We start from the raw sequence: 21,806 nt of genomic DNA on the forward strand, positions 1-21,806 counted from the left end.
GTCAATACAGGGTCGCCGAGCTCGTCGACGCTCGTCACGACCGTTTCCGCGATCTCGCGACCAGCGATGAGCCTCACAATGGTGTCATGGTCAAGTCGGGTGGTGGCCTGCTCGGCCGCCACCCGGCCGCCTCGCGACACCACTACTCGGTCAGCCAGTTCGAGCACTTCGTCGAGCCCGTGGGAGAAGAAGACGACACCCGCCCCGGAGGAGGCGACCCGCCGGATCGCCCCGGACAGCACCTGCGGCTCGTCGCCGTGCGCGGCCGCGCCGGGCGCCGTCGCCGCCACCGCCCCGGCCGCCCCCAGCGCGCTCCCCGCCGCGAGCAGACCTCGTCGGGACAGATGCATGCCGCCACCTCCGTACGTCGTCAGCGATCAGTCGTGTCGTGCCCACGCACCGTAGTCCCCGGTGGTCGCGGACGGAACGAGGCGTTCGGCGCCGATCGGCGGCAGCCCTTCCCGGATCACATACCGACTGGTTAGTCTGCCGAGTGCCGGCAGTGCAGCCGGGGAGCAGCCGACCGCAGCGACCAGCAGCCGAAGGGCAGGTGCCGATGGATTCCGTCGAGGGCGCGAGGGTCGTGGTGACCGGGGGAGGCGGCGGCATCGGGGCCGCGCTCGCCAGGGGATTCGCCGCGAGGGGCGCGAGGGTCGCGGTCAACGACCTCGACGCGGGCAAGGCGGCCGCCGTCGCGGCGGAGATCGGCGGCGTCGCGGTGCCGGGCGACGCGGCGGCGACCGTGGCGGACGCGCGCGACGCGCTCGGCGGGCGCGTCGACGTCTACTGCGCGAACGCGGGCGTCGGCACCGGCGGCGACCCCATGACCGACGACGACGCCTGGCAACACGCCTGGGATGTCAACGTCATGGCGCACGTGCGGGCATGCCGCGCGCTGCTGCCCGCGTGGCTGGAGCGCGGTGAGGGGCGGTTCGTCGCGACGGTCTCCGCCGCGGGGCTGCTCACGATGCTCGGCGCGGCGCCCTACAGCGTCACCAAGCACGGCGCCCTCGCCTTCGCCGAGTGGCTCTCGCTCACCTACCGCCACCGCGGGCTGCGCGTCCACGCCATCTGCCCGCAGGGCGTGCGCACCGACATGCTGGCCGCGTCGGGCGAGGCGGGCCGGCTCATGCTGGCGCCCGACGCCATCGAGCCGGGGGCCGTCGCCGACGCGCTGTTCACCGCCATGGCCGAGGACCGCTTCCTCGTCCTGCCGCACCCCGAGGCCGGCAGGTTCGCTCAGGCGCGGGCCGCCGACCCCGACCGCTGGCTCGACACGATGAACCACTACCAGCGGAAGCTGGAAACACGGGAAGGAGCCGCGCAGTGACCGACTCCCCTTACGCAGCCAAACCCTGGCTCGCCCTGCTGAACGAGGCGCAGCGCGCCCCGATCTCCCCCGCGCCCTCCCTGGTGCACGCCTTCCGGCACTCCACCGCAAACGCGCCGGAGCGCACGGCCGTCGCCTACTTCGACGGGCGGCTGACCTACCGGGAGACCGACGAGCTCAGCGACTCCGTGGCCGGGCACCTCGCGGCGAAGGGCGTCGAGCCCGGCGACCGCGTCGCGATCATGCTGCAGAACAGCCCGCACTTCGTCATCGCGCTGCTCGGCGCGTGGAAGGCCGGGGCGATCGTCGTACCGCTCAACCCCATGTACAAGTCCGCCGAGGTCGGCCACGTGCTCGCGGACGCCGAGGTGGCCGCGCTCGTGTGCTCCGACCGCGCCTGGGACGCCTACCTGCGCGCCGCCGCGGCCGACTCGCCGGTGCGCCTCGCGCTCACCGCCTGCGAGCTGGACCTGCAATCGCGCGACGACGCGCGCGTGCTGAACTTCGAGCGCCTCCCCGTGCCGGACGACGCCGACGACCTGCTCGCCGTGGCCGGGCAGGGCCTCGCCGCGCCGGAGGGGCGCTTGCCCGCTGCCGGTGACACCGCCCTCATCAGCTACACCTCGGGCACCAGCGGACGCCCCAAGGGCGCCATGAACTCCCACGGCAACATCATGTTCAACGCGGAGCGCCAGGCCACCGGGCAGGGGATCGCCGAGGGCTCGTGCTACTTCGCCCTCGCGCCGCTGTTCCACATCACCGGCATGGTGTGCGAGCTCGCCGCGTGCTTCACCAACGCGGGCACGCTCGCGCTCGCCTACCGCTTCGAGGCCGGCGCGGTGCTCGACGCGTTCCTCGAACACCGGCCCGTGTACACGGTCGGCCCCTCGACCGCGTTCATGGCGCTCGCCGCGCACCCGGACGCGACGCGCGACCACTTCTCCTCCTTCGAGCAGATCAGCTCCGGGGGAGCCCCGCTGCCGCCCGCGCTCGTGGAGAAGTTCCGCGCCGGCTTCGGGCCCTACGTGCACAACGGGTACGGGCTCACCGAGTGCACCGCACCCTGCGCGTCCGTGCCGCCCGGCGTCGAGGCCCCCGTCGACCCGGCGTCCGGCACGCTCGCCGTCGGCGTGCCGGGACCGGACACCGTCGTGCGGATCCTCGACGACGCCGGCGAGGAGGTGCCCTTCGGCGAGCAGGGAGAGATCGCCGTGCGCGGCCCGCAGGTCGTCTCCGGCTACTGGCGCATGCCCGAGGCCACCGAGGAGACGTTCCCCGGCGGCGAGCTGCACACCGGCGACATCGGCTTCATGGACGCCGACGGCTGGCTGTACGTGGTCGACCGCAAGAAGGACATGATCAACGCGTCCGGCTTCAAGGTGTGGCCGCGTGAGGTCGAGGACGTCCTGTACACGCACCCGGCCGTACGGGAGGCGGCCGTCGTCGGCATGCCCGACCCGTACCGCGGCGAGACCGTCAAGGCGTACGTGAGCCTGCGTCCGGGCGAGAGCGCCGACGGCGACGACATCGCCGGCTACTGCAAGGAGCGGCTCGCCGCGTACAAGTACCCGCGGGTGGTCGAGATCCTGCCGGAGCTGCCGAAGACCACCAGTGGGAAGATCCTCAGGCGGGAGCTGCGTTCACGCAGCAGGGGATAGGCGCGGGGCACGCGCGCAGGAGCGGAAAGGGTGGTGGCGGACATGGCCAAGGCGACGGAGGGCGACGGGGCCGCGCCCGTCCCCCAGCGGCTGCTGGCCGCCGCCACCCGGCTCTTCGCCGAGCAGGGCTACGACCGCACGTCGGTGCAGGAGATCGTCGAGGCCGCCGGGGTCACGAAGGGCGCCCTCTACCACTACTTCGGCTCCAAGGAGGACCTCCTCCAGGAGGTCTACGCGCGCGTCCTGCGGCTCCAGCAGGAGCGCCTCGACGCGTACGCCGACGCGGACGAGCCCGTGGAGAAGCGGCTGCGCGACGCGGCGGCCGACGTCGTGGTGACGACGATAGACAACCTCGACGACGCGTCGATCTTCTTCCGCTCCATGCATCACCTCAGCCCGGAGAAGAACAAGCAGGTGCGCGTGGAGCGCAGGCGCTACCACGAACGCTTCCGCGCCCTGGTCGAGGAGGGCCAGCGCACCGGCGTCTTCTCCACGGCGACGCCGTCCGACCTCGTCGTGGACTACCACTTCGGCTCGGTGCACCACCTCTCCACGTGGTACCGCCCCGAGGGCCCGCTCACCCCGCGCGAGGTGGCGGACCACCTGGCCGACCTGCTGCTGCGGGCACTGCGGCCCTGAGGGGCGGCGGACGCCGCCGGTGCGTCAGGCGTACTTGCGCAGCTCGCGCCTGGCCAGGGAGCGCTGGTGCACCTCGTCGGGGCCGTCCGCCAGGCGCAGGGTGCGGGCGTGCGCCCACAGCTCCGCCAGCGGGAAGTCCTGGCTCACACCGCCCGCGCCGTGCAGCTGGACCGCCTTGTCCAGGATGTCCACGACCGCGCGCGGCGTCGCGATCTTGATCGCCTGGATCTCGGTGTGCGCGCCCCTGTTGCCCACCGTGTCCATCAGCCAGGCCGTCTTCAGCACCAGCAGCCGCAGCTGCTCCACCGCGACGCGCGCGTCCGCGATCCAGTTACGCACCACGCCCTGCGCCGCGATCGGCCTGCCGAACGCCGTGCGCGACGTCGCCCGCACGCACATCAGCTCGATCGCGCGCTCCGCCATGCCGATCAGCCGCATGCAGTGGTGGATGCGGCCGGGCCCGAGCCGCGCCTGGGCGATCGCGAAGCCGCCGCCCTCCTCGCCGACCAGGTTCGACACCGGCACGCGCACGTCGTGGAAGACGACCTCCGCGTGGCCGCCGTGGTGGCCGTCGTGGTAGCCGTACACCCGCATGCCGCGGCGCACCTCGACGCCCGGCGTGTCCCGCGGCACCAGCACCATCGACTGCTGGCGCCGCACGTCGGCGCCGTCCGGGTCGGTCTTGCCCATCACGATGAGGATCTTGCAGTCCTCGTTCATCGCCCCCGAGATGAACCACTTGCGTCCGCTGACGACGTAGTCGCCGCCGCCGTCGCGTGCGATGCGCGTCTCGATGTTCGTCGCGTCGGAGGACGCCACCTCCGGCTCCGTCATCGCGAACGCCGAGCGGATCTCGCCCGCGAGCAGCGGCTCGAGCCACGCCTTGCGCTGGTCGTCGTTCCCGAACTCGGCCAGCAGCTCCATGTTGCCGGTGTCGGGTGCCGCGCAGTTCAGCGCCGCGGGCGCGAGCTGCGGCGAGCGGCCGGTGATCTCGGCGAGCGGCGCGTACTGGAGGTTCGTCAGGCCGGCGCCGTAGCGCTCGTCCGGCAGGAACAGGTTCCACAGCCCCCGCGCACGCGCCTTCGCCTGCAGGTCGTGGATGATCCGCGGGGTCCGCCAGGGGTCCGTGGACGCCTCGCTCTGCTCGCGCAGCACCGGCTCTGCCGGGTACACGTGCTCGTCCATGAAGGCGAGCAGCTTCTCGCGCAGCTCCTGCGTGCGGGCGTCGTATGCGAAGTCCATGGCGGGGGTTCAGCCTTCCTTGAGGGTGGTGAGGCCGTGCTGGATGAACAGGGGTACCAGGTCGCCGATCCGGTCGAAGCCGCGGCCGACGGTGGAGCCGAGCGTGTACCGGTAGTGGATGCCCTCCAGGATCACGGCGAGCTTGAACCACGCGAACGCCGTGTACCAGGCGATCGCGGAGGTGTCGCGCCCCGAGCGCCGCGCGTACCGCTCGACGAGCTCCGCCGGTGACGGATGTCCCGGCGCGCCCGCGGCGGTGGAGACGGGCGAGTCGGGCAGGTCGAGGCGGACGCTGTACATGACGAGCAGCCCGAGGTCGGTGAGCGGGTCGCCGAGCGTCGACATCTCCCAGTCGAGGACAGCCGTGATCGTGTCGTCCGCGTCCAGCAGGACGTTGTCGAGGCGGTAGTCGCCGTGCACCACGGCAGGCGCGGAGGAGGCGGGCAGCGCACGCCCCAGTGCGGCGTGCAGCTCGTCGATACCGGGCAGGTCGCGGCTGCGGGACGCGTCGAGCTGCTTGCCGAAGCGGCGCAGCTGCCGGTCGAGGAACCCCTCGGGCCTGCCGAAGTCGCCCAGCCCGACGGCCTCGGCGTCCACCGCGTGCAAATCGACGAGGGTGTCCACGAGGCCGAGCACCGCCGCCCTGGTGCGGGCGGCCCCGAGCGGCGCGAGCTGCTCCGCCGTGCGGTACGGCGTGCCGGCCACGTACTCCATGACGTAGAAGGGGGCGCCCGTCACCGCCTCGTCCTCGCACAGCAGCAGCGTCTGCGGCACCGGCACGGGCGTCGGGTGCAGCGCGGTGATCACGCGGTATTCGCGCCGCATGTCGTGCGCGGTGGCGAGGACGTGGCCGAGCGGCGGCCTGCGCACGACCCACTGCCCGTGCCCAAGCCCGCGCCCGTGCCCCTGCTCCTCGGACGCGGCCGTGTCGCGGACGACGTACGTGAGGTTGGAGCGGCCGCCCTCGATCACGCGCGCTTCGAGCGGCCCGTGCACCAGGCCGGGCAGCTCGCGGTCCAGACGGGCCCGCAGCCCGTCGAGGTCGAGTCCTGGCGGGGCGACTGGGCTCATCGGCACTCCATCTCGTGGTCGCGGTCCTCGTACGGCGGCGCGGCGGCTCCACTCATGATGCCGACCGGTCGGTATGTCGTCCAGTCCCGGGCGGTGTGATCGGCCGCTCAGCGGGGCGCCCCAGGGTACGGCGACTCACACCACGCGGCGTGCACGTTCAGGCGTGGCAGGCCACGTGGCGTCCGCCGTTCATGGCGACCATGTCGCCGAACACCGCCGCCACGTCGAGCTCGGAACCCTCCGGCTCGCCGTCCAGCTCCGCGTACGCCCGGTGGATGTTGGCCACCAGCCGCTCGCTCTCCCGGAGTTCGGCGAAGTCGCCGAGGTCCGCGCCCTGCGCCGTCTCCAGCGGCGTCAGCCCCTTGGCATGGCCCGCGCGGGCCAGCTCGTCGACGTACCGCAGGTAGCGCTCCGTCGCGTCGTACGCGGACGGGTCGGTGACCGGGCCGTGGCCCGGCACCACCACCTCGGCGTCCAGCGACCGCAGGACGTCGAGGGCGCGCAGCGAGCCCGCGAGAGAGCCGTTCGCGAGGAAGGGCGTGCCGCCCTGGAAGACGATGTCACCCGTGAACACGACGCCCTGCGCGGGCAGATGTATCACCGAGTCTCCCTTGGTGTGCGCCACGCCGGGGTGCAGGATGTGCACCTCGACCTCGCCCACGTGCACCGTCATGCGCTCCCGGTAGGTCACCGCGGGAGCGACCACGGGAACCTCGCCGAACTCCGTCTCCGGCCACACCAGGTGCAGCTGGTGGCCCGCGGCCAGCTGCTCGTCGCGGCACACCTCGTGCGCCACCACGGCGGCGCCCGGCGCGAACACGCCGTTGCCGTAGGTGTGGTCGCCGTGGTGGTGGGTGTTGACCAGCGTGCCGGGCAGCGGCAGCCCGTTCGCGGCGACGGCCTCGCGCAGCAGCAGGGCACGCCGCTCGGTCGCGGCCGTGTCGACGAGCAGGGTCTGCCCGCCGTCGCTCACCACACCGGCGTTGTTCAGGCACCAGCCGCCGTCCGGCTGGACGTAGGCGTGCGCCTGCGGTGTGAGGCGGACGAAGTACGGGTCCGTTGCGGGCATCGGTGGTCCTTCGGTGCGGTGGTGTCGGGATCGGTTCGCGGTTCGCCCGCTCCCGCTGGCAGCTTGCCAGGTGCGGCGCCCGACAGCCAGGGCGGGGTTCGAACGGCAGTACGCGGAGGCCGCACGGCGTCTGTCGTGCCGTCAGGAATCCGGCGGTCGAGGCGCCGGCCGCCAGAACAGCGAGGCCGCCAGAACACCACCGGCCGTCAGAACAGCAGCGCCACCCCGAGCGCGGCGAGGCACACCGCGCAGGCGACCGCGGTCGCGGCGCCGCGCTCGCGCATCCGGTCGGGACGCGCCGTGTCGAGCGCGAGCGTCCTGCGGTGCGCGACGGCGAGGAACGCGAGCCACACGAGGGCGCAGAGCGCGACCGCGGCGAGGCTCACGGGCGTCACGCCGCGGTGCAGTGCCTGGCGGACCGCGAGGACCGTCGCCACCGTGCACGACAGCGTCGTGCGCCGCCAGGCCAGCCGCGTCCGCTCCGGCTGGAGCCCGGGGTCGCGGCGCGCGGGGCGCTCGTGCGGGGAGGGGGCGGACGCGGGCACCGGTGCCTCAGCCGCCCCTGCCGAGCACCACGACGACGAGCATGCACAGCGCGAGCAGCCCCACGACGAGCGCCAGCACCGTAGGGAAGCGCGACGCCGGCAGGTCCTCGCCCCGGCGCATCGCGCGCTCGCACCGCACCCAGTGGTTGACCGCGCGCAGCGACGCGAGCGCCCCCACGGCGAGCAGCGCGACGGCGAGCGCCGTGCGCACCCATCCCCGCAGGTGCGGCAGGAACTGGTCGACGGCGAACCCGCCGCCGACGAGCGCCAGCGCGGTACGGATCCAGGCGAGGAAGGTCCGCTCGTTGGCCAGCGAGAACCGGTAGTCGGGCGTCCTTCCCTCCTCGCCGACGCGCCGCGGCGCGAACCACAGGTGCAGCGTCCGCCTCAATCCCGTCATATCCGGCACGACGGGCACCCTACGCGCGGCCCTGCGCGAACCGCAGGTACCGCTCGTACGTGGCCCTGCCGTCCGGGACGAACTCCCACGGCACCGCGGTGCCCGCGCCGCCGGGCGGCACCTCGCCGCGCAGCCGCGCGTCCAGCTCGCCGGCGGGCAGGAACGCGTGCCAGGCCACCTCCTCGACCTGCGGGTGCACGGTCGACTCGCAGCGCAGTTCGTACACGGCGGTCCACCACGCGCCACGGCCGCCGGGCAGCTCGAAGAGGTAGCGGAACAGCGGCTCGGGCCGCGGAAGCCCGGCCACCCCGAGCTCCTCCCCGGCCTCGCGCAGCGCGCAGTCGTCGTAGCTCTCGCCCGCGCCCACCACCCCGCCGACGAACACGTCGTACAGGGAAGGGAAGGCGAGCTTCGTGGCGGTCCTGCGGTGGACGAACATCCGGCCGCCGGCGTCCCGCACCAGGATGGCGGTCGCGCGATGGCGCAGGCCCTTCGCGTACACCTCGCCGCGCGGCGCGCGGCCGATGACGTGGTCGTCCTCGTCGACGACGGTGAGGATCTCGTCTTCCGGAGCGTCTCCCAGGGCCATGCGGTCCATCCAACCAAACGTCCCGCGCCGCCCGGGTCCCGGGCCGTCCCGGCGCGGTACGCGCGCCCACGCCGGCGGCTGACCGGCGGTTGACTTGTTACCGGCGCGTACCGAAGATCGAGGCGGCCGGCAACCAAACACCGAGGGCGGCAACCATGGCGTACGACGCGGACGTGATCGTGATCGGAGCGGGCCTCGCGGGCCTCGTCGCGACGGCGGAACTCGTCGACGCCGGCCGCCGGGTGATCCTCCTCGACCAGGAGCCCGAGCAGTCGATCGGCGGCCAGGCGCACTGGTCGTTCGGCGGCATCTTCCTCGTCGGCTCGCCCGAGCAGCGCCGCATGGGGATCAAGGACGGCCGCGAACTCGCCCTGCAGGACTGGCTCGGCACGGCGGGGTTCGACCGCCCGGAGGACCACTGGCCGCGACGCTGGGCCGAGGCGTACGTCGACTTCGCGTCGGGCGAGAAGCGCGCCTGGCTGCACCGGCGCGGCGTGCGGTTCTTCCCGCTGGTCGGCTGGGCCGAGCGCGGCGGGTACGACGCGACGGGCCACGGCAACTCGGTGCCGCGCTTCCACATCACGTGGGGGACGGGCCCGGGCATCGTCGCCCCCTTCGAGCGGCGGGTGCGCGAGGGCGTGGCGAAGGGCCTCGTCACCTTCCGCTTCCGGCACCGCGTGACGGACCTCGCGAGGACCGACGGCACGCTCGACACGGTCAGCGGCGAGGTACTCGAACCCAGCGACGCCCGGCGCGGGACGCCCAGCGGCCGCACGTCCACCGGCGCGTTCACGCTCAGGGCCCAGGCCGTGATCGTCACGACCGGGGGCATCGGCGGCAACCACGACCTCGTGCGCGAGCAGTGGCCCGAGCGGCTGGGCACACCGCCGCGGCACATGCTGACCGGGGTGCCCGCGCACGTCGACGGCCTGATGCTCGGCATCGCCGAGCGCGCCGGGGCGCACCACATCAACCGCGACCGCATGTGGCACTACACCGAGGGCATCGAGAACTACGACCCGATCTGGCCGGGGCACGGCATCCGCATCCTGCCGGGGCCTTCGTCCCTCTGGTTCGACGCACGCGGCAAGCGGCTGCCCGTACCGCTCTTCCCCGGCTTCGACACGCTCGGCACGCTCGAACACATCCTGCGCTCGGGCCACGACCACACCTGGTTCGTCCTCGACCGGCGCATCATCGGCAAGGAGTTCGCGCTCTCCGGCTCCGAGCAGAACCCGGACCTCACGGGAAAGTCCGTCCGGGGCGTGCTCGGCCGCGCGCGTGCCGACGTGCCGGGGCCCGTGCAGGCATTCATGGACAAGGGCGCGGACTTCGTCGTGGCGCGCGATCTCGCCACCCTGGTGAGGGGCATGAACGGCCTCACCGGCGAACCGCTGATCGACGAGCGCGAGTTGCGCCGCGAGATCGTGGCGAGGGACCGCGGGATCGTGAACCCGTACACGAAGGACCTCCAGGTCACGGCGGTGCGCGGCGCGCGCAGGTTCTGGGGCGACCGGCTGATCCGCACCGCGCCGCCGCACCGCATCCTCGACCCGTCGGCGGGCCCGCTCGTCGCTGTGCGGCTGCACATCCTGACCCGCAAGTCCCTCGGCGGCCTGGAGACGGACCTCTCCTCCCGCGTCCTGACCGCGACCGGCGATCCGCTGCCGGGCCTGTACGCGGCGGGCGAGGCATCCGGCTTCGGCGGCGGCGGAGTGCACGGCTACCGCTCGCTCGAAGGCACGTTCCTCGGTGGGTGCCTCTTCTCCGGCCGCGCGGCCGGGCGCGCCGCCGCGGCGGCCACGGCCTGAGCGGTCCGCGGTCTGTGGTCTGTGGTCTGCGGTCTGTGGTCTGTGGTCTGTGACGGAAGTCTGACGTCACGCCCCGCACGGCCGCACCCGCCGCGCCCCGGGTGTTCAATCGAGATGTGAGCGAGCGCGAGGACGGACGAGGGAACGAACGCGAAGGCGGACAGGGCGACGGCGGACGGTGGGACGGCAGGGGGCCCGCCATCGGCAGGCGCGTCCTGCTCGGCACGCTCGCCGTGGGCGCCGGGGGCCTCGCCGCGGCCCCCTACCTCCAGGGCGGCCTGGAGAAGTTCCTCGGCGCGGCCTCCCAGGTCGACCCCACCGGCATCGTCAACACCCTGCCCAACGGGGGCGGTTTCCGCTTCTACAACGTCGCCGCGTCCGTGCCCACGAAGACCGCGGCGACCTACCGGCTGAAGATCGACGGGCTGGTCGAGCACCCGCGCTCGTACACCCTCGCCGATCTTGAGGCCCTTCCGCAGACGCGCACCGACCTGGACGTCCAGTGCGTCACCGGCTGGCGCGTGCCGAAGGTGCCGTTCCAGGGCGTCAAGGTCTCCGACCTGCTGGACGCCGCCGGGGTCAAGGCGGAGGGGCGCGCCCTGCGGTTCACGTGCTTCGACGGCACGTACAGCGAGAGCCTCACGCTCACCCAGGCCCGCAGGAACGACGTGCTCGTGGCGCTGAGGATGCAGGGCAAGCCCATCGGCAAGGACCACGGAGGGCCGGTCAGGCTGTACGTGGCCCCCATGTATTTCTACAAGTCGGCGAAGTGGCTCTCCGGCATATCGGTCACCGACAAGGTGGAGCCCGGTTACTGGGAGGAGTACGGCTATGACGTCGACGGCTGGGTCGGCAGGTCCAACGGACGGGACGACGCGCCGACCGTCTGAGCCGGGCGCCGCGCCGCGCCCCGGGGGCTCGGCGGTCATACGCCGCTTCACGCTGGCCGAGCGGCTCGTGCACCGGACCACGAGCTGGCTGATGCTGCTGTGCGTGGCGACGGCCGCGTTCCTCTATGTGCCCCAGCTCGCCGAACTCGTCGGCCGCCGCTACCTCGTCGTCACGGTCCACGAGTGGTCCGGCATCCTGCTGCCCGTGCCGTTCCTCGCGGGGCTCGTCTCGCACGCCTTCCGCCGCGACCTGGGCCGCATCAACCGCTTCGCGCCGTACGACCGCGAGTGGCTGCGCGCCGTTCGCAGGCGCTGGAACTGGGCGGGCGCGCGGCCGGCGGGCAAGTTCAACGCCGGGCAGAAGATCTACGCCTCGTGGCTCGCCGGCGCGACCGTCCTGATGATCTTCACCGGCCTTCTGATGTGGTTCACCGGCCTGCTCCCGCTGGTCTCCCGCACGAGCGCCACCTTCATCCACGACTGGCTCGCGCTCACGGTCGGCATCGTGCTGGCCGGGCACATCGGCATGGCCTTCAAGGACCCGGGCGCCCGCCGCGGCATGCGGACCGGCTCGGTCGAGCGCGGCTGGGCCCGCCGCGAGCACTCCGAGTGGGAGGACGAGACGGCCGCCGAGGAACGCCGCGAGGCGCGCCGGCGCTCGGACTGAGCGCCCGCGCCGCCCGCGCCGCTCGCGCACCCGCGCGCCGCGTGCAGGGGTGGCCGCACGGCGGCGGCGGTCGTCCTGTCTGCCGAGGTCGCGCCGGACAGGTGGGCCATCACCCCGTACGGCGGCTGCGGCCCGCCGCGTGCACCCGCGCACAGCGCAAAGGGGCGGAGGCAGCCGCACGGGCCGCCTCCGCCCCTTCTTCCCGCGCTCCCGCCGCTAGACGATGAGCGAGAGCAGCAGCACGCATCCGAGTCCGACCACGGACAGGATGCCCTCCATGACCGACCAGGTCTTGACCGTCTGCCCGACGTTCATCCCGAAGTAGCCCTTGACCAGCCAGAACCCGGCGTCGTTGACATGGCTGAAGAACAGCGAGCCCGCGCCGACCGCCAGCACCATCAGGGAGACGTGCGTGGTGGACATGCCCTGCGCCAGCGGGGCCACCAGGCCGGCCGCCGAGATCGTCGCGACCGTGGCGGAGCCCGTCGCGAGGCGGATCACCACGGCGATCAGCCAGGCGAGCAGCAGCGACGGGATGGACCAGTCCTTGGTGACGTCCAGGATCATGTGGCCCACGCCCGCGTCGACCAGCACCTGCTTGAAGCCGCCGCCCGCGGCGACGATCAGCATGACGCCGGCGATCGGGGCGAGCGACTCCTCCAGGATCACGGAGAGCTTCGTCCTGCCGAGCCCGGCGGCGCGGCCCAGCGTGAACAGGCCGACGATCACCGCGATGAGCAGGGCGATCAGCGGGTTGCCGATGACGTCCGCGACGCGCTGGCCGCTGTTGGCCGGGTCGTCGACGACGATGTCCACGAGCGCCTTGGCCAGCATCAGCACGACCGGCAGCAGCATGGTGCACACGGTGGCGGCGAAGTTGGGGCGCTTGTCCAGCGAGTCCGACGGGCGCTCGGGGATGAGACCCTCGGGCGGGGTGGTGTCGACCCAGCGCGCCGCGTACTTCGAGAACAGCGGGCCGCCGATGATCACGGTCGGCACGGCGACGACCAGGCCGAGCGCGAGTGTGATGCCCAGGTTGGCGTGGATGACGCTGATCGCGGCCAGCGGTCCGGGGTGCGGTGGGATCAGGCCGTGCATGGCGGACAGGCCCGCGAGGGCCGGTATGCCGATGCGGATCACGGAGAAGTTGCCGCGCTTCGCGACGAGCAGCACCACGGGGATCAGCAGCACGAGGCCGATCTCGAAGAACAGCGGCAGGGCGACGATCGCGGCGATCAGCACCATCGCCCACGGCATGGAGCGCCGGCTCGCCCTGTTCAGGATCGTGTCCACGATCTGGTCGGCGCCGCCCGAGTCGGCCAGCAGCTTGCCGAGCATCGAACCCAGCGCGATCAGCACGCCGACGCTCGCCACCGTGGCGCCGAGGCCGGTCGAGAAGCTCGTGATCACCTTGTCCAGGGGCGCCGAGGCCGTGGCGCCGAGCGCCAGCGAGCCGAGGGTCAGCGCGAGGAACGCGTGAAGTTTGAAGACGGTGATGAGGACGACGAGGACGGCGATTCCGACCAGGACGGCTATGCCCAGTTGCGCGTTTCCCGCGGAGGAGATCAGCGGAGGGTCGGCGGCAGCCAGCATCTCGACATTGAGACCGGTCACGGGAACATCCTTCTTCTGTTCAGGCCGCGCGCAGCGCGGCTACGGCCCTTTCGGCGATTTCGTGGGGGCTTCCGGACACGTCGACGGCCACACCGCGCTCGTCCTCGGCCAGCGGCTGGAGCGTGGCGAACTGCGAGTCGAGCAGCGTCTCCGGCATGAAGTGGCCCTTGCGCTGTGACATGCGCTCCCCGATGAGCTCGCGGTCGCCCGTGAGGTGCAGGAAGACCACGCCGGGCGCGGCTGCCCGCAACCGGTCGCGGTAGGCGCGCTTGAGGGCGGAGCAGCTGACCACGCCCCCGTAACCGGCCCGTTCGTGCGCCCAGCGCCCTATGGCGTCGAGCCAGGGCCAGCGGTCCTCGTCGTCGAGGGGGTGCCCCGCGGTCATCTTGGCGATGTTCCGCGGCGGATGGAAGGCGTCGCCCTCGGCGTACGGGACGCCGAGCGCCTCGGCCACCAGCGGCCCGACCGTGGTCTTGCCGGTGCCCGCTACGCCCATCACCACCACTACGTGGGGGCCGTGCATGCCTGCCTCGCTGTCTACGTCGGCTTTGTCGTGTCGCGTCACTGAACCTCATCAGGTATGACGTAATCAAGAGTGTGTGACTTAAACGTAGTACTTATTTTCTGCGTGGGAGACGGCGTACGCGCCGTAAGCTATCGGCATGGGTGATGAAGGCCGAGGTCAGCACAGTCGCGTCCTGGACGCTCTCGGTCTGGCGATCACGGCCGCCGAGTATCCGCAGGGCAGTGTGGTGCGCACGGACGAGGTGGCACAGCGCTTCGACGTGTCACGCACCGTGGTGCGCGAGGTCGTCCGCGTCCTGGAGTCCATGCACCTGGTCGAGTCGAAGCGCCGGGTCGGTGTGACCGTGCTGCCCCCCGACCACTGGAACGTCTACGACCCGCGCGTGATCCGCTGGCGCCTCGCGGGCGCCGACCGGCCGCGCCAGCTGCGGTCCCTGACCGTGCTGCGCTCCGCCGTCGAACCGGTGGCCGCCGGGCTCGCGGCACGGAACGCGACGCCCGAGCAGTGCGCGGACCTCACCGAGCGCGCCCTCGGCATGGTGGCCACCTCGCGCGGCCGCCGCCTGGAGGAGTACCTCGTGCACGACGTCGCCTTCCACCGCGTCGTGCTGAACGCGTCCGGCAACGAGATGTTCGCGCGGCTGGGCGACGTGGTCGCCGAGATCCTCGCGGGCCGCACCCACCACCAGGTGATGTTCGAGGACCCGGCGCCCGCCGCCGTCACCCTGCACGTGCAGGTCGCCGAGGCGGTGCGGGAGGGCAGGGCGGCCGACGCGCAGGAGCTGACCCGGCAGATCGCCGTCGGCGCGCTGGAGGAACTCGACGTGCTGGCGCCGTGAGGTAGGCCCCGGCGGGACATACTCACCCTTGGACGTGATCGTGCCGCGTGGACGTGGCACGCGTCGCGTCGTGCAGCAGCGTCCGAGGAGAGGCAGGTCCTGGCAATGGCACAGCAGGTGCGGGGAGTCGTGGCACCGGGCAAGAACGAGCCCGTGCGGATCGAGACGGTCGTCGTACCCGACCCGGGCCCGGGCGAGGCGGTGGTGAAGGTCCAGGCGTGCGGCGTGTGCCACACGGACCTGCACTACAAGCAGGGCGGCATCAACGACGACTTCCCGTTCCTGCTGGGCCACGAGGCCGCCGGTGTGGTCGAGTCGGTGGGGGACGGCGTCACGGAGGTGGCGCCCGGCGACTTCGTCGTCCTCAACTGGCGCGCGGTGTGCGGCCAGTGCCGTGCCTGCCTGCGGGGCAGGCCCTGGTACTGCTTCGACACGCACAACGCACGGCAGAAGATGACACTGCTCGACGGCACGGAGCTGACGCCGGCGCTCGGCATCGGCGCGTTCGCCGAGAAGACGCTCGTCGCGGCCGGGCAGTGCACCAAGGTGGACCCCGAGGTGTCGCCCGAGGTCGCCGGGCTTCTCGGGTGCGGTGTGATGGCCGGCATCGGTGCCGCGCTCAACACCGGCAACGTGGGCCGCGGCGACTCCGTCGCGGTGATCGGGTGCGGCGGTGTGGGGGACGCGGCGGTGCTCGGCGCGCGCCTCGCGGGCGCGGCCAAGGTGATCGCGGTGGACGTCGACGGCAAGAAGCTGGCGAAGGCCGCGGAGATCGGCGCGACGCACACCGTCGACTCGAGCAGCCAGGACCCGGTGGAGGCGATCCGCTCCCTGACGGGCGGGTTCGGCGCCGACGTCGTCATCGAGGCGGTCGGCCGCCCCGAGACCTACGAACAGGCCTTCTACGCGCGCGACCTGGCCGGAACGGTGGTCCTCGTGGGCGTGCCGACGCCGGAGATGAGGATCGACCTGTCGCTGCTCGACGTGTTCGGGCGCGGCGGCGCTCTCAAGTCGTCCTGGTACGGGGACTGCCTGCCGTCGCGCGACTTCCCGATGCTCATCGACCTGCACCGCCAGGGCCGCATCGACCTCGGCGCGTTCGTCACGGAGACCATCGGACTCGACGACGTGGAGGCCGCGTTCGGCCGGATGCACGAGGGCGGCGTCCTGCGTTCGGTCGTGATGCTGTGATGGCGGCCCGCGTCGACCACCTCGTCACGTCCGGCACCTTCTCCCTCGACGGCGGCACCTGGGACGTCGACAACAACGTGTGGATCGTCGGCGACGACACCGAGGCCGTCGTCATCGACGCCCCGCACGACGCCGCGGCGATCAAGGCGGCGCTCGGCACCAGGACGCTCAGGGCCGTCCTGTGCACGCACGCCCACGACGACCACGTCGGCGCGGCCCCGGCGCTCGCCGCCGCCACCGGCGCCACGGTGCTGCTGCACCCGGACGACCTGCCGCTGTGGCAGCTGACCCACCCCGACGAGGCGCCCGACGGCGAACTCACCGACGGGCAGACCATCACCGTCGCGGGAACCGACCTGCGGGTGCTGCACACGCCGGGCCACGCGCCCGGCGCGGTGTGCCTGTACGCGCCCGCCCTCTCGACGGTCTTCACCGGAGACACCTTGTTCCAGGGCGGTCCCGGCGCCACCGGCCGGTCCTTCTCCGACTTCCCCACCATCGTCGACTCGATCAGGGACCGCCTGCTCACCCTGCCGTCCGACACGGTGGTCAGGACCGGCCACGGCGACTCGACGACGATCGGCGCGGAAGCGCCCCACCTCGCGGAGTGGATCGAACGCGGCCACTGACCGGCCGCGGCAAGGTCGCACGCGGGCGGCCCGCCGCGTCTCAGGCGGCGGGCCACTCGGCGAGGCGCAGCCCACTGGTGAAGCTGTGTTGCGTGCCCGTCAGCGGGTCGGTGAACTCCAGTGTCCTCGCGAGCAGTTGCAGCGGCCGCCGGTAGTCGTCCCCGGCCTCGTCGCACACGGCCGGGTACAGCGGGTCGTGCAGCAGCGGCAGCCCCAGCGCGTTCATGTGGACCCGCAGCTGGTGGGTGCGCCCCGTCGACGGTGTGAGGCGGTAGCCGCCCAGGCCGCCGCCGTGCGCGGCGAGTTCGACGCGCGTCTCGCTGTTGGGCGCGCCCGGCACCTCGCGCGCCGCGAGCACACCGCGCTCCTTCTCGATCCGGCTGCGCACCGTGCGCGGCAGCGCCACCCCCGGGTCGTGGGCGGCGACCGCCTCGTACCCCTTGCGCACCTCCCGCCGCGCGAACAGCTGCTGGTAGGCACCGCGGTCCTGGGGGCGCACCACCAGCAGTACGAGGCCGGCGGTCAGCCGGTCCAGCCGGTGGGCGGGCTGGAGCGCGGGCAGGCCGAGATCGCGCCGCAGCCGTGCCACCACCGTCTCCGCCACGTGCGAGCCGCGCGGCGTGGTGGCGAGGAAGTGCGGCTTGTCCACCACGACCAGCCGCTCGTCCCGGTGGACCACACCGATCGCGAAGGGCACCCGCGCCTCGGCCGGCAGGTCGCGGTGGAAGAACACGTGCAGGCCCGGCTCGTACGCTCTGCCGGGGTCGAGCGCACGGCCGTCGCCCGTCACGAACCGTCCCTCACGCCCCATGGCACGCACCCGGGCCGCGCCGACGGCCGCGCCGAACCGGTCCACCAGGTGGTCGCCCACCGTCGCCCACCGGCCCTCCGGATCGGCCGGCAGCCGTACCCGCACGGCGTCCACACCGTCACGCTGCGGCAGCGGCGAGGCCGGTGTCCTGTGTCTGCGCACCACACCGGGCAGCCTACGGCCACGCTGCCGCGCCCCGTGTCCGGGCGCCGGATCGCGGCGGCGACCTGCGGAGGACCGCCCTGATTTCTGTCTCGGTCCCATGTACACGCAAAATGGTCAGGTGATCAGTGTCCTCTTCGCCGTGCTGACCGCCATCAGCAACGGCTCCGCGTCGGTGCTGCAGCGCCGCGCCGCGTCCACCGTCCCCGACAGCGACGCCCTGCACCTGTCCCTCATCCGCCAGCTCGTCAGGAAGCGCGTCTGGCTCGCCGGGATCTGCATGGTCATCGTCGCGGCCGTCTGCCAGGCGGTCGCGCTCGCGACCGGGCCGATCGCCGTGGTGCAGCCGATCTTCGTCATCGAGCTGCCGTCGACACTGCTCATCGCCGGGTACGTCTTCCGCAGCCGGCTGCCGCGCACGGCCTGGTACGGCGTCGCGGCCGTCACCTGCGGCCTCACCCTCGGCATGGCGACCGCGGCGCCCGGCGGCGGCTCCGAGACCGTGCAGGGCCTCGTATGGGTGCCCGCGCTGATCGCCACCGTCGTCTTCGAGGGCGTGCTGATCGGCTTCGCACAGCGGGTGCGCGGCAACACCAGGGCCGCCCTCTTCGGCCTCGCCGCCGCGTGCGGCTACGCGCTGACCGCCGCGCTGATGAAGGACGCCATGGCCCGGCTGGAGGACGGGGACGGCATCGTGAAGCTCTTCGAGTCCTGGCAGCTCTACGGGACCGCCGTGGCCGGTGTCGGCGCGCTGTTCCTGCTCCAGAACGCGCTCCAGGCCGGGTCCCTCGTCGCCTCGCAGCCCATGCTCACCCTCGGCGACGCGCTCATCAGCATCACGTACGGCGTGATGCTGTTCGGCGAGCACATGCGCACCGGCTGGTGGCTCGCGCCCGAACTCTTCGCGGTGGCGCTCATCGCGGCGGGATGCATGGAACTCGCCAGGTCGCCGCTGGCCAGCGGCTCCGCGCCGGCCAAGTCGCGGGTGATGTGACACTCAAGCCGCTCAAGCCGCTCAGGCCGCTCCGGCTTCCCGCGCTCGCCGCGGGAAGCCGGAGTGCCGTCAGCGCGTGACGCGCTCGATGAGGCCCGCGGCGGCGTCCGCCGCCACCTGCTCGCGCAGCTGGTAGTGGATCTTCTTGCCGGTCGCCGTCGTCGGCAGCGCGTCGACGAAGCGGTACGCGCGCGGCCGCTTGTACGCCGCCAGCATCGGGTGGGCGCGGCAGTGCTTCTCGCAGTCGTCCACGGTCAGCGCGGGGTCCTTGCGCACCACGTACGCCGTGACCAGCTGGCCCCACTCCGGGTCGGGCAGCCCGACCACGGCCGAGTCGGCGACGCCGGGGTGCTCGCCCAGCACCTCCTCGACCTGCACCGGATGCACGTTCTCGCCGCCGGAGAGGATCATGTCGTCCCTGCGGCCGACGATCGTCACGTACTCGTCCTCGTCCCAGGTGGCCAGGTCGCCGATGTACAGCCAGCCGTCACGGAAGTTGGCCGCCTCCTCGTCCGGGCGGCCCGTGTAGCCGTAGCCGGACTTCGGGGAGCGGACGATGACCTCGCCGATCTCCTGTCCGTCCTTCGCCGCGAGATCGCCGGGGGCCGCGCGCCCGTCCTCGTACACCTTCACCACGGCGACGTCGTCGTCCGTGGACGCGCGACCGGCGCTGCCCGCGTGGTCCGGCAGGTCGGCGGGGCGCAGGAAGGTGTTCCAGAACGCCTCCGTGGTGCCGTACCCGTTGAAGATGCGCTCGGTGAGCACCCGCTGGTAGCGCAGGCACGCGGCACGGTCCAGCGGCGCGCCCATGGTCACGATGCCGCGCAGTGACGACAGGTCGCGCGCGGCGGACTCCTGCGCGTCCGCGAGCCGCTCCAGGTTGGTGGGCGCGCCGATCAGGAAGGTGATCCCGCGCTCCTGCACCAGGTCGAGCACCGTGTCCGCGTCGAAGTGGCGCAGCGGCACCGTCTCGCCTCCGATGTAGAACACCGGGTTCGGGCCGCCCGCGTACAGGCCGCCGCGGTGGAACCACGGCGTCATGTTCAGCGTGCGGTCCTCGGGGGAGAGCGGGAAGTGCATGATCACGTCGTGGGCTGACAGCACCTCGGTCGCGTTGTTCAGCGGCACACCCTTCGGCATGCCCGTGGTGCCCGACGTGTACAGGCGGGTGGTCTCCGCGTACACACCGCCGTCGGGAGCGGGCAGCGGCGCGGCGTCACGGCCGCGCTCCACCACGTCGCCGAACGCCACGGAACCGGGCAGCGGGGCGTCGCCCGCCGCGCCCGAGGGGACGTGCACGAGCAGCTCGGGGGCGTGGTCCGCGAGCGAGAGCGCACGCGCCGCGTTCTCCGCGACGGCCGTGTCGTAGACGAAGGCGCGCGGCCTGCCCGTGGACAGGACGTGCGCCGTCTCGCCCGGAGCGAGACGGAAGTTGATCGGCGAGCCGATCGCGCCCAGCCGCTGCGTCGCCAGGTACAGCAGCGCGAACTCCGGCGTGTTGAACAGCTGGTAGGCGACGAGGTCGCCCGCGCGCACCCCCGACGCCGCGAGGCCCGCGGCCAGCGCCTCCACCTCGGCGCCCAGCTCGGCGTACGTCCAGTCGCGGCCCGACGCGGGGTCGTGCATCGCGCGGGAGCGCGCGTAGCGGTGCGTGTTGCGCTCGAAGCCCGCCCAGTACGTGAAACGGCTCTCGAACACGGCACGGTAGGCGGTCGGGTCGTAGCCGGGCGTCCCGGCGGGATCCGAGTGGTTCATGTTGTCTTCCTCTCAGAAGCCGCGCAGCTTCTCAGACCGCGCGCAGCACGGCGACGCAGTTCTGCCCGCCGAAGCCGAACGCGTTGACCGCGGCGGCGCGCACCTCGCTCTGCCGTGCGGTGTGCGGCACGTAGTCGAGGTCGCACTCCTCGCCCGGTGTGTCCAGGTTGATCGTGGGCGGCACGACGCCGTCCCTGATCGCGAGCGCGCACACCATCGCCGAGAGCGAGCCTGCCGCACCGATGAGGTGTCCCACCATGGACTTGGGCGAGCTGACCGTCAGATCGTACGCGTGCGAGCCGTAGACGCCCCTGATCGCGCGGGTCTCCGTCAGATCGTTGATGCGGGTGCTCGTGCCGTGCGCGCAGATGTAGTCGATGTCACCGGCGTCGGTGTCCGAGGCGCGCAGCGCGAGCCGCATGGCCTCCATCGCGCCCTCGCCGCTCGGGTCGGGGGCCGAGACGTGGAAGGCGTCCGACGTGAGCGCGCCACCCGCGACCTCGGCGTACGGGCGGGCGCCGCGCGCCCGTGCGTGCTCGGCGGACTCCATCACGCACACCACGGCGCCCTCGCCGAAGACGAACCCGTCGCGGTCCGCGTCGAAGGGGCGGCTCGCGTGGGCCGGGTCGTCGTTGCGGCGCGAGAGGGCGCCCATGTTGGAAAGGCCGCTGAACATGACCGGTGTGATCGCCGAGTCGGTGCCGCCCGCGATCACCACGTCGGCCTCGCCGGACAGGATCAGCCTGCGGGCCTCGAGCAGCGCGTACACACCGCTGGCGCAGGCGAGCGCGGACGCGGTCACCGGGCCGCGCACACCGAGGTCGATGGCGACCTCGCAGGCGGGCATGTTGGGGATGACCGACGAGACGAAGTACGGGTTCACCTTGCGCGGGTCCATGTGCATGGTGTCCACGGCGTTCTCCACACCGTCCATGCCGGCCACCGCGTTGTTCACCACGACCCCGACGCGGCCCGCCGGGGCGCCGCCGTCCTCCTGGCCGATGGTCAGGCCCGCGTCCGCCACGGCCTCGCGCGCCGCGGCGATCGCCAGCTGGGAGAAGCGCGCGGAGCGGCGCTGGCGCTTGCGGTCCAGCAGATCGGCCGGGTCAAAGCCGGTGACCTCACCGGCGATGCTCGTCGGCATGCCCGACGCGTTGAACCGGGTGATGGGCGCGACACCCGACTTGCCGGCGAGGAGCGCCTGCCAGGTGCTCTCCCGGTCGTTCCCGACGGGGGTGAGGGCGCCGAAACCCGTCACCACGACTTGCTGATTGCTCTGCACTGCGCTCCTCCTGCTCGGCCACGGACTGCCAGGCGTGGGCCTGCCAAACCTTGAACCACAATCCGGCCGCTGTCGATGAAAGTCGCGGACTCC

General features: G+C 72.7%; 21 protein-coding genes and 1 pseudogene. 10 read left to right on the forward strand and 12 right to left on the reverse strand.

Annotated elements, in window-relative coordinates; all coding sequences use genetic code 11:
* Nucleotides 1-350, reverse strand: a pseudogene (locus JFN87_RS17420) (hypothetical protein); the annotation flags it as partial.
* 206 nt (nucleotides 351-556) lie between these two features.
* Between JFN87_RS17420 and JFN87_RS17425 the strand changes: the two are divergent.
* The 3 genes from JFN87_RS17425 to JFN87_RS17435 are packed head-to-tail and all read left to right on the forward strand — an operon-like array spanning nucleotide 557 to nucleotide 3,627.
* Nucleotides 557-1,330 carry an SDR family oxidoreductase gene (locus tag JFN87_RS17425; protein ID WP_209341011.1) on the forward strand — a complete coding sequence of 258 codons (774 nt, stop codon included), beginning with the start codon at nucleotides 557-559 and terminating at the stop codon, nucleotides 1,328-1,330.
* Nucleotides 1,327-2,988 carry a class I adenylate-forming enzyme family protein gene (locus JFN87_RS17430; protein WP_209341012.1) on the forward strand — a complete coding sequence of 554 codons (1,662 nt, stop codon included), beginning with the start codon at nucleotides 1,327-1,329 and terminating at the stop codon, nucleotides 2,986-2,988. Before JFN87_RS17425 ends, JFN87_RS17430 begins: the two co-directional genes overlap by 4 nt.
* Before the next feature lie 42 nt (nucleotides 2,989-3,030).
* Complete coding sequence (locus JFN87_RS17435) at nucleotides 3,031-3,627, forward strand: TetR/AcrR family transcriptional regulator (protein WP_209341013.1); 597 nt, start codon at nucleotides 3,031-3,033, stop codon at nucleotides 3,625-3,627.
* A gap of 24 nt (nucleotides 3,628-3,651) precedes the next feature.
* Here the strand turns inward: JFN87_RS17435 and JFN87_RS17440 are convergent, their stop codons facing one another.
* The 6 genes from JFN87_RS17440 to JFN87_RS17465 form a co-directional block, all read right to left on the reverse strand.
* Complete coding sequence (locus JFN87_RS17440; RefSeq protein WP_209341014.1) at nucleotides 3,652-4,869, reverse strand: acyl-CoA dehydrogenase family protein; 1,218 nt, start codon at nucleotides 4,867-4,869, stop codon at nucleotides 3,652-3,654.
* Between the two features lie 9 nt (nucleotides 4,870-4,878).
* The gene (locus JFN87_RS17445; protein ID WP_209341015.1) at nucleotides 4,879-5,940 is read right to left on the reverse strand and encodes a phosphotransferase family protein; all 1,062 of its coding nucleotides are present in this window, start codon (nucleotides 5,938-5,940) and stop codon (nucleotides 4,879-4,881) included.
* A gap of 157 nt (nucleotides 5,941-6,097) precedes the next feature.
* A complete protein-coding gene (locus JFN87_RS17450; protein WP_209341016.1) occupies nucleotides 6,098-7,009 on the reverse strand; it encodes an MBL fold metallo-hydrolase in 912 nt (303 codons plus the stop codon).
* Between the two features lie 206 nt (nucleotides 7,010-7,215).
* Nucleotides 7,216-7,554, reverse strand: coding sequence for a DUF202 domain-containing protein (locus JFN87_RS17455; protein ID WP_209341017.1), 339 nt, complete (start codon nucleotides 7,552-7,554; stop codon nucleotides 7,216-7,218).
* Nucleotides 7,555-7,561: 7 nt separating this feature from the next.
* The gene (locus JFN87_RS17460) at nucleotides 7,562-7,954 is read right to left on the reverse strand and encodes a YidH family protein (protein ID WP_209341034.1); all 393 of its coding nucleotides are present in this window, start codon (nucleotides 7,952-7,954) and stop codon (nucleotides 7,562-7,564) included.
* 19 nt (nucleotides 7,955-7,973) lie between these two features.
* Nucleotides 7,974-8,543 (reverse strand): NUDIX domain-containing protein, encoded by a 570-nt coding sequence (locus JFN87_RS17465; RefSeq protein ID WP_209341035.1) that lies wholly within the window; start codon nucleotides 8,541-8,543, stop codon nucleotides 7,974-7,976.
* Nucleotides 8,544-8,698: 155 nt separating this feature from the next.
* On the opposite strand from JFN87_RS17465, the gene JFN87_RS17470 reads away from it, so the two are divergent.
* The 3 genes from JFN87_RS17470 to JFN87_RS17480 all read left to right on the forward strand — a co-directional run bounded on the left by JFN87_RS17470 (nucleotide 8,699) and on the right by JFN87_RS17480 (nucleotide 11,911).
* Nucleotides 8,699-10,354, forward strand: a complete 1,656-nt coding sequence (locus JFN87_RS17470; protein WP_209341018.1) for an FAD-binding dehydrogenase — start codon at nucleotides 8,699-8,701, stop codon at nucleotides 10,352-10,354.
* Nucleotides 10,355-10,554: 200 nt separating this feature from the next.
* Entirely contained in the window at nucleotides 10,555-11,244 is a 690-nt protein-coding gene (locus JFN87_RS17475; RefSeq protein ID WP_307865496.1) for a molybdopterin-dependent oxidoreductase, read from the forward strand.
* Entirely contained in the window at nucleotides 11,186-11,911 is a 726-nt protein-coding gene (locus tag JFN87_RS17480; protein WP_209341020.1) for a cytochrome b/b6 domain-containing protein, read from the forward strand. Before JFN87_RS17475 ends, JFN87_RS17480 begins: the two co-directional genes overlap by 59 nt.
* A 216-nt stretch (nucleotides 11,912-12,127) precedes the next feature.
* On the opposite strand, the gene JFN87_RS17485 is transcribed toward JFN87_RS17480, so the two are convergent.
* Together JFN87_RS17485 and JFN87_RS17490 are read right to left on the reverse strand one after the other, a co-directional pair.
* Entirely contained in the window at nucleotides 12,128-13,525 is a 1,398-nt protein-coding gene (locus tag JFN87_RS17485; protein ID WP_209341021.1) for a GntP family permease, read from the reverse strand.
* 19 nt (nucleotides 13,526-13,544) lie between these two features.
* On the reverse strand, nucleotides 13,545-14,048 hold the full coding sequence (locus JFN87_RS17490) for a gluconokinase (protein WP_209341036.1): 504 nt from the start codon (nucleotides 14,046-14,048) through the stop codon (nucleotides 13,545-13,547).
* A gap of 139 nt (nucleotides 14,049-14,187) precedes the next feature.
* Between JFN87_RS17490 and JFN87_RS17495 the strand changes: the two genes are divergently transcribed.
* The 3 genes from JFN87_RS17495 to JFN87_RS17505 all read left to right on the forward strand — a co-directional run bounded on the left by JFN87_RS17495 (nucleotide 14,188) and on the right by JFN87_RS17505 (nucleotide 16,709).
* Nucleotides 14,188-14,889 carry a FadR/GntR family transcriptional regulator gene (locus tag JFN87_RS17495; RefSeq protein ID WP_209341022.1) on the forward strand — a complete coding sequence of 234 codons (702 nt, stop codon included), beginning with the start codon at nucleotides 14,188-14,190 and terminating at the stop codon, nucleotides 14,887-14,889.
* Between the two features lie 105 nt (nucleotides 14,890-14,994).
* The gene (locus JFN87_RS17500) at nucleotides 14,995-16,080 is read left to right on the forward strand and encodes an S-(hydroxymethyl)mycothiol dehydrogenase (protein ID WP_209341023.1); all 1,086 of its coding nucleotides are present in this window, start codon (nucleotides 14,995-14,997) and stop codon (nucleotides 16,078-16,080) included.
* Entirely contained in the window at nucleotides 16,080-16,709 is a 630-nt protein-coding gene (locus JFN87_RS17505; protein WP_209341024.1) for an MBL fold metallo-hydrolase, read from the forward strand. The genes JFN87_RS17500 and JFN87_RS17505 overlap by 1 nt, the downstream gene beginning before the upstream one ends.
* A 40-nt stretch (nucleotides 16,710-16,749) precedes the next feature.
* On the opposite strand, the gene JFN87_RS17510 is transcribed toward JFN87_RS17505, so the two are convergent.
* Nucleotides 16,750-17,685 carry a pseudouridine synthase gene (locus JFN87_RS17510; RefSeq protein ID WP_307865493.1) on the reverse strand — a complete coding sequence of 312 codons (936 nt, stop codon included), beginning with the start codon at nucleotides 17,683-17,685 and terminating at the stop codon, nucleotides 16,750-16,752.
* A 118-nt stretch (nucleotides 17,686-17,803) separates the two neighbouring features.
* On the opposite strand from JFN87_RS17510, the gene JFN87_RS17515 reads away from it, so the two are divergent.
* Nucleotides 17,804-18,676 carry a DMT family transporter gene (locus JFN87_RS17515; protein WP_209341026.1) on the forward strand — a complete coding sequence of 291 codons (873 nt, stop codon included), beginning with the start codon at nucleotides 17,804-17,806 and terminating at the stop codon, nucleotides 18,674-18,676.
* A 69-nt stretch (nucleotides 18,677-18,745) separates the two neighbouring features.
* Here JFN87_RS17515 and JFN87_RS17520 read toward each other — a convergent pair whose 3' ends face one another.
* Both JFN87_RS17520 and fabF read right to left on the reverse strand, forming a co-directional pair.
* The gene (locus JFN87_RS17520) at nucleotides 18,746-20,431 is read right to left on the reverse strand and encodes a class I adenylate-forming enzyme family protein (RefSeq protein ID WP_209341027.1); all 1,686 of its coding nucleotides are present in this window, start codon (nucleotides 20,429-20,431) and stop codon (nucleotides 18,746-18,748) included.
* 31 nt (nucleotides 20,432-20,462) lie between these two features.
* The gene (fabF, locus tag JFN87_RS17525; RefSeq protein ID WP_307865494.1) at nucleotides 20,463-21,713 is read right to left on the reverse strand and encodes a beta-ketoacyl-ACP synthase II; all 1,251 of its coding nucleotides are present in this window, start codon (nucleotides 21,711-21,713) and stop codon (nucleotides 20,463-20,465) included.
* Nucleotides 21,714-21,806 lie beyond the last annotated feature (93 nt).

The sequence above is a fragment of the Streptomyces montanisoli genome, assembly GCF_017813245.1.
Classification (GTDB): Bacteria; Actinomycetota; Actinomycetes; order Streptomycetales; family Streptomycetaceae; genus Streptomyces; species Streptomyces montanisoli.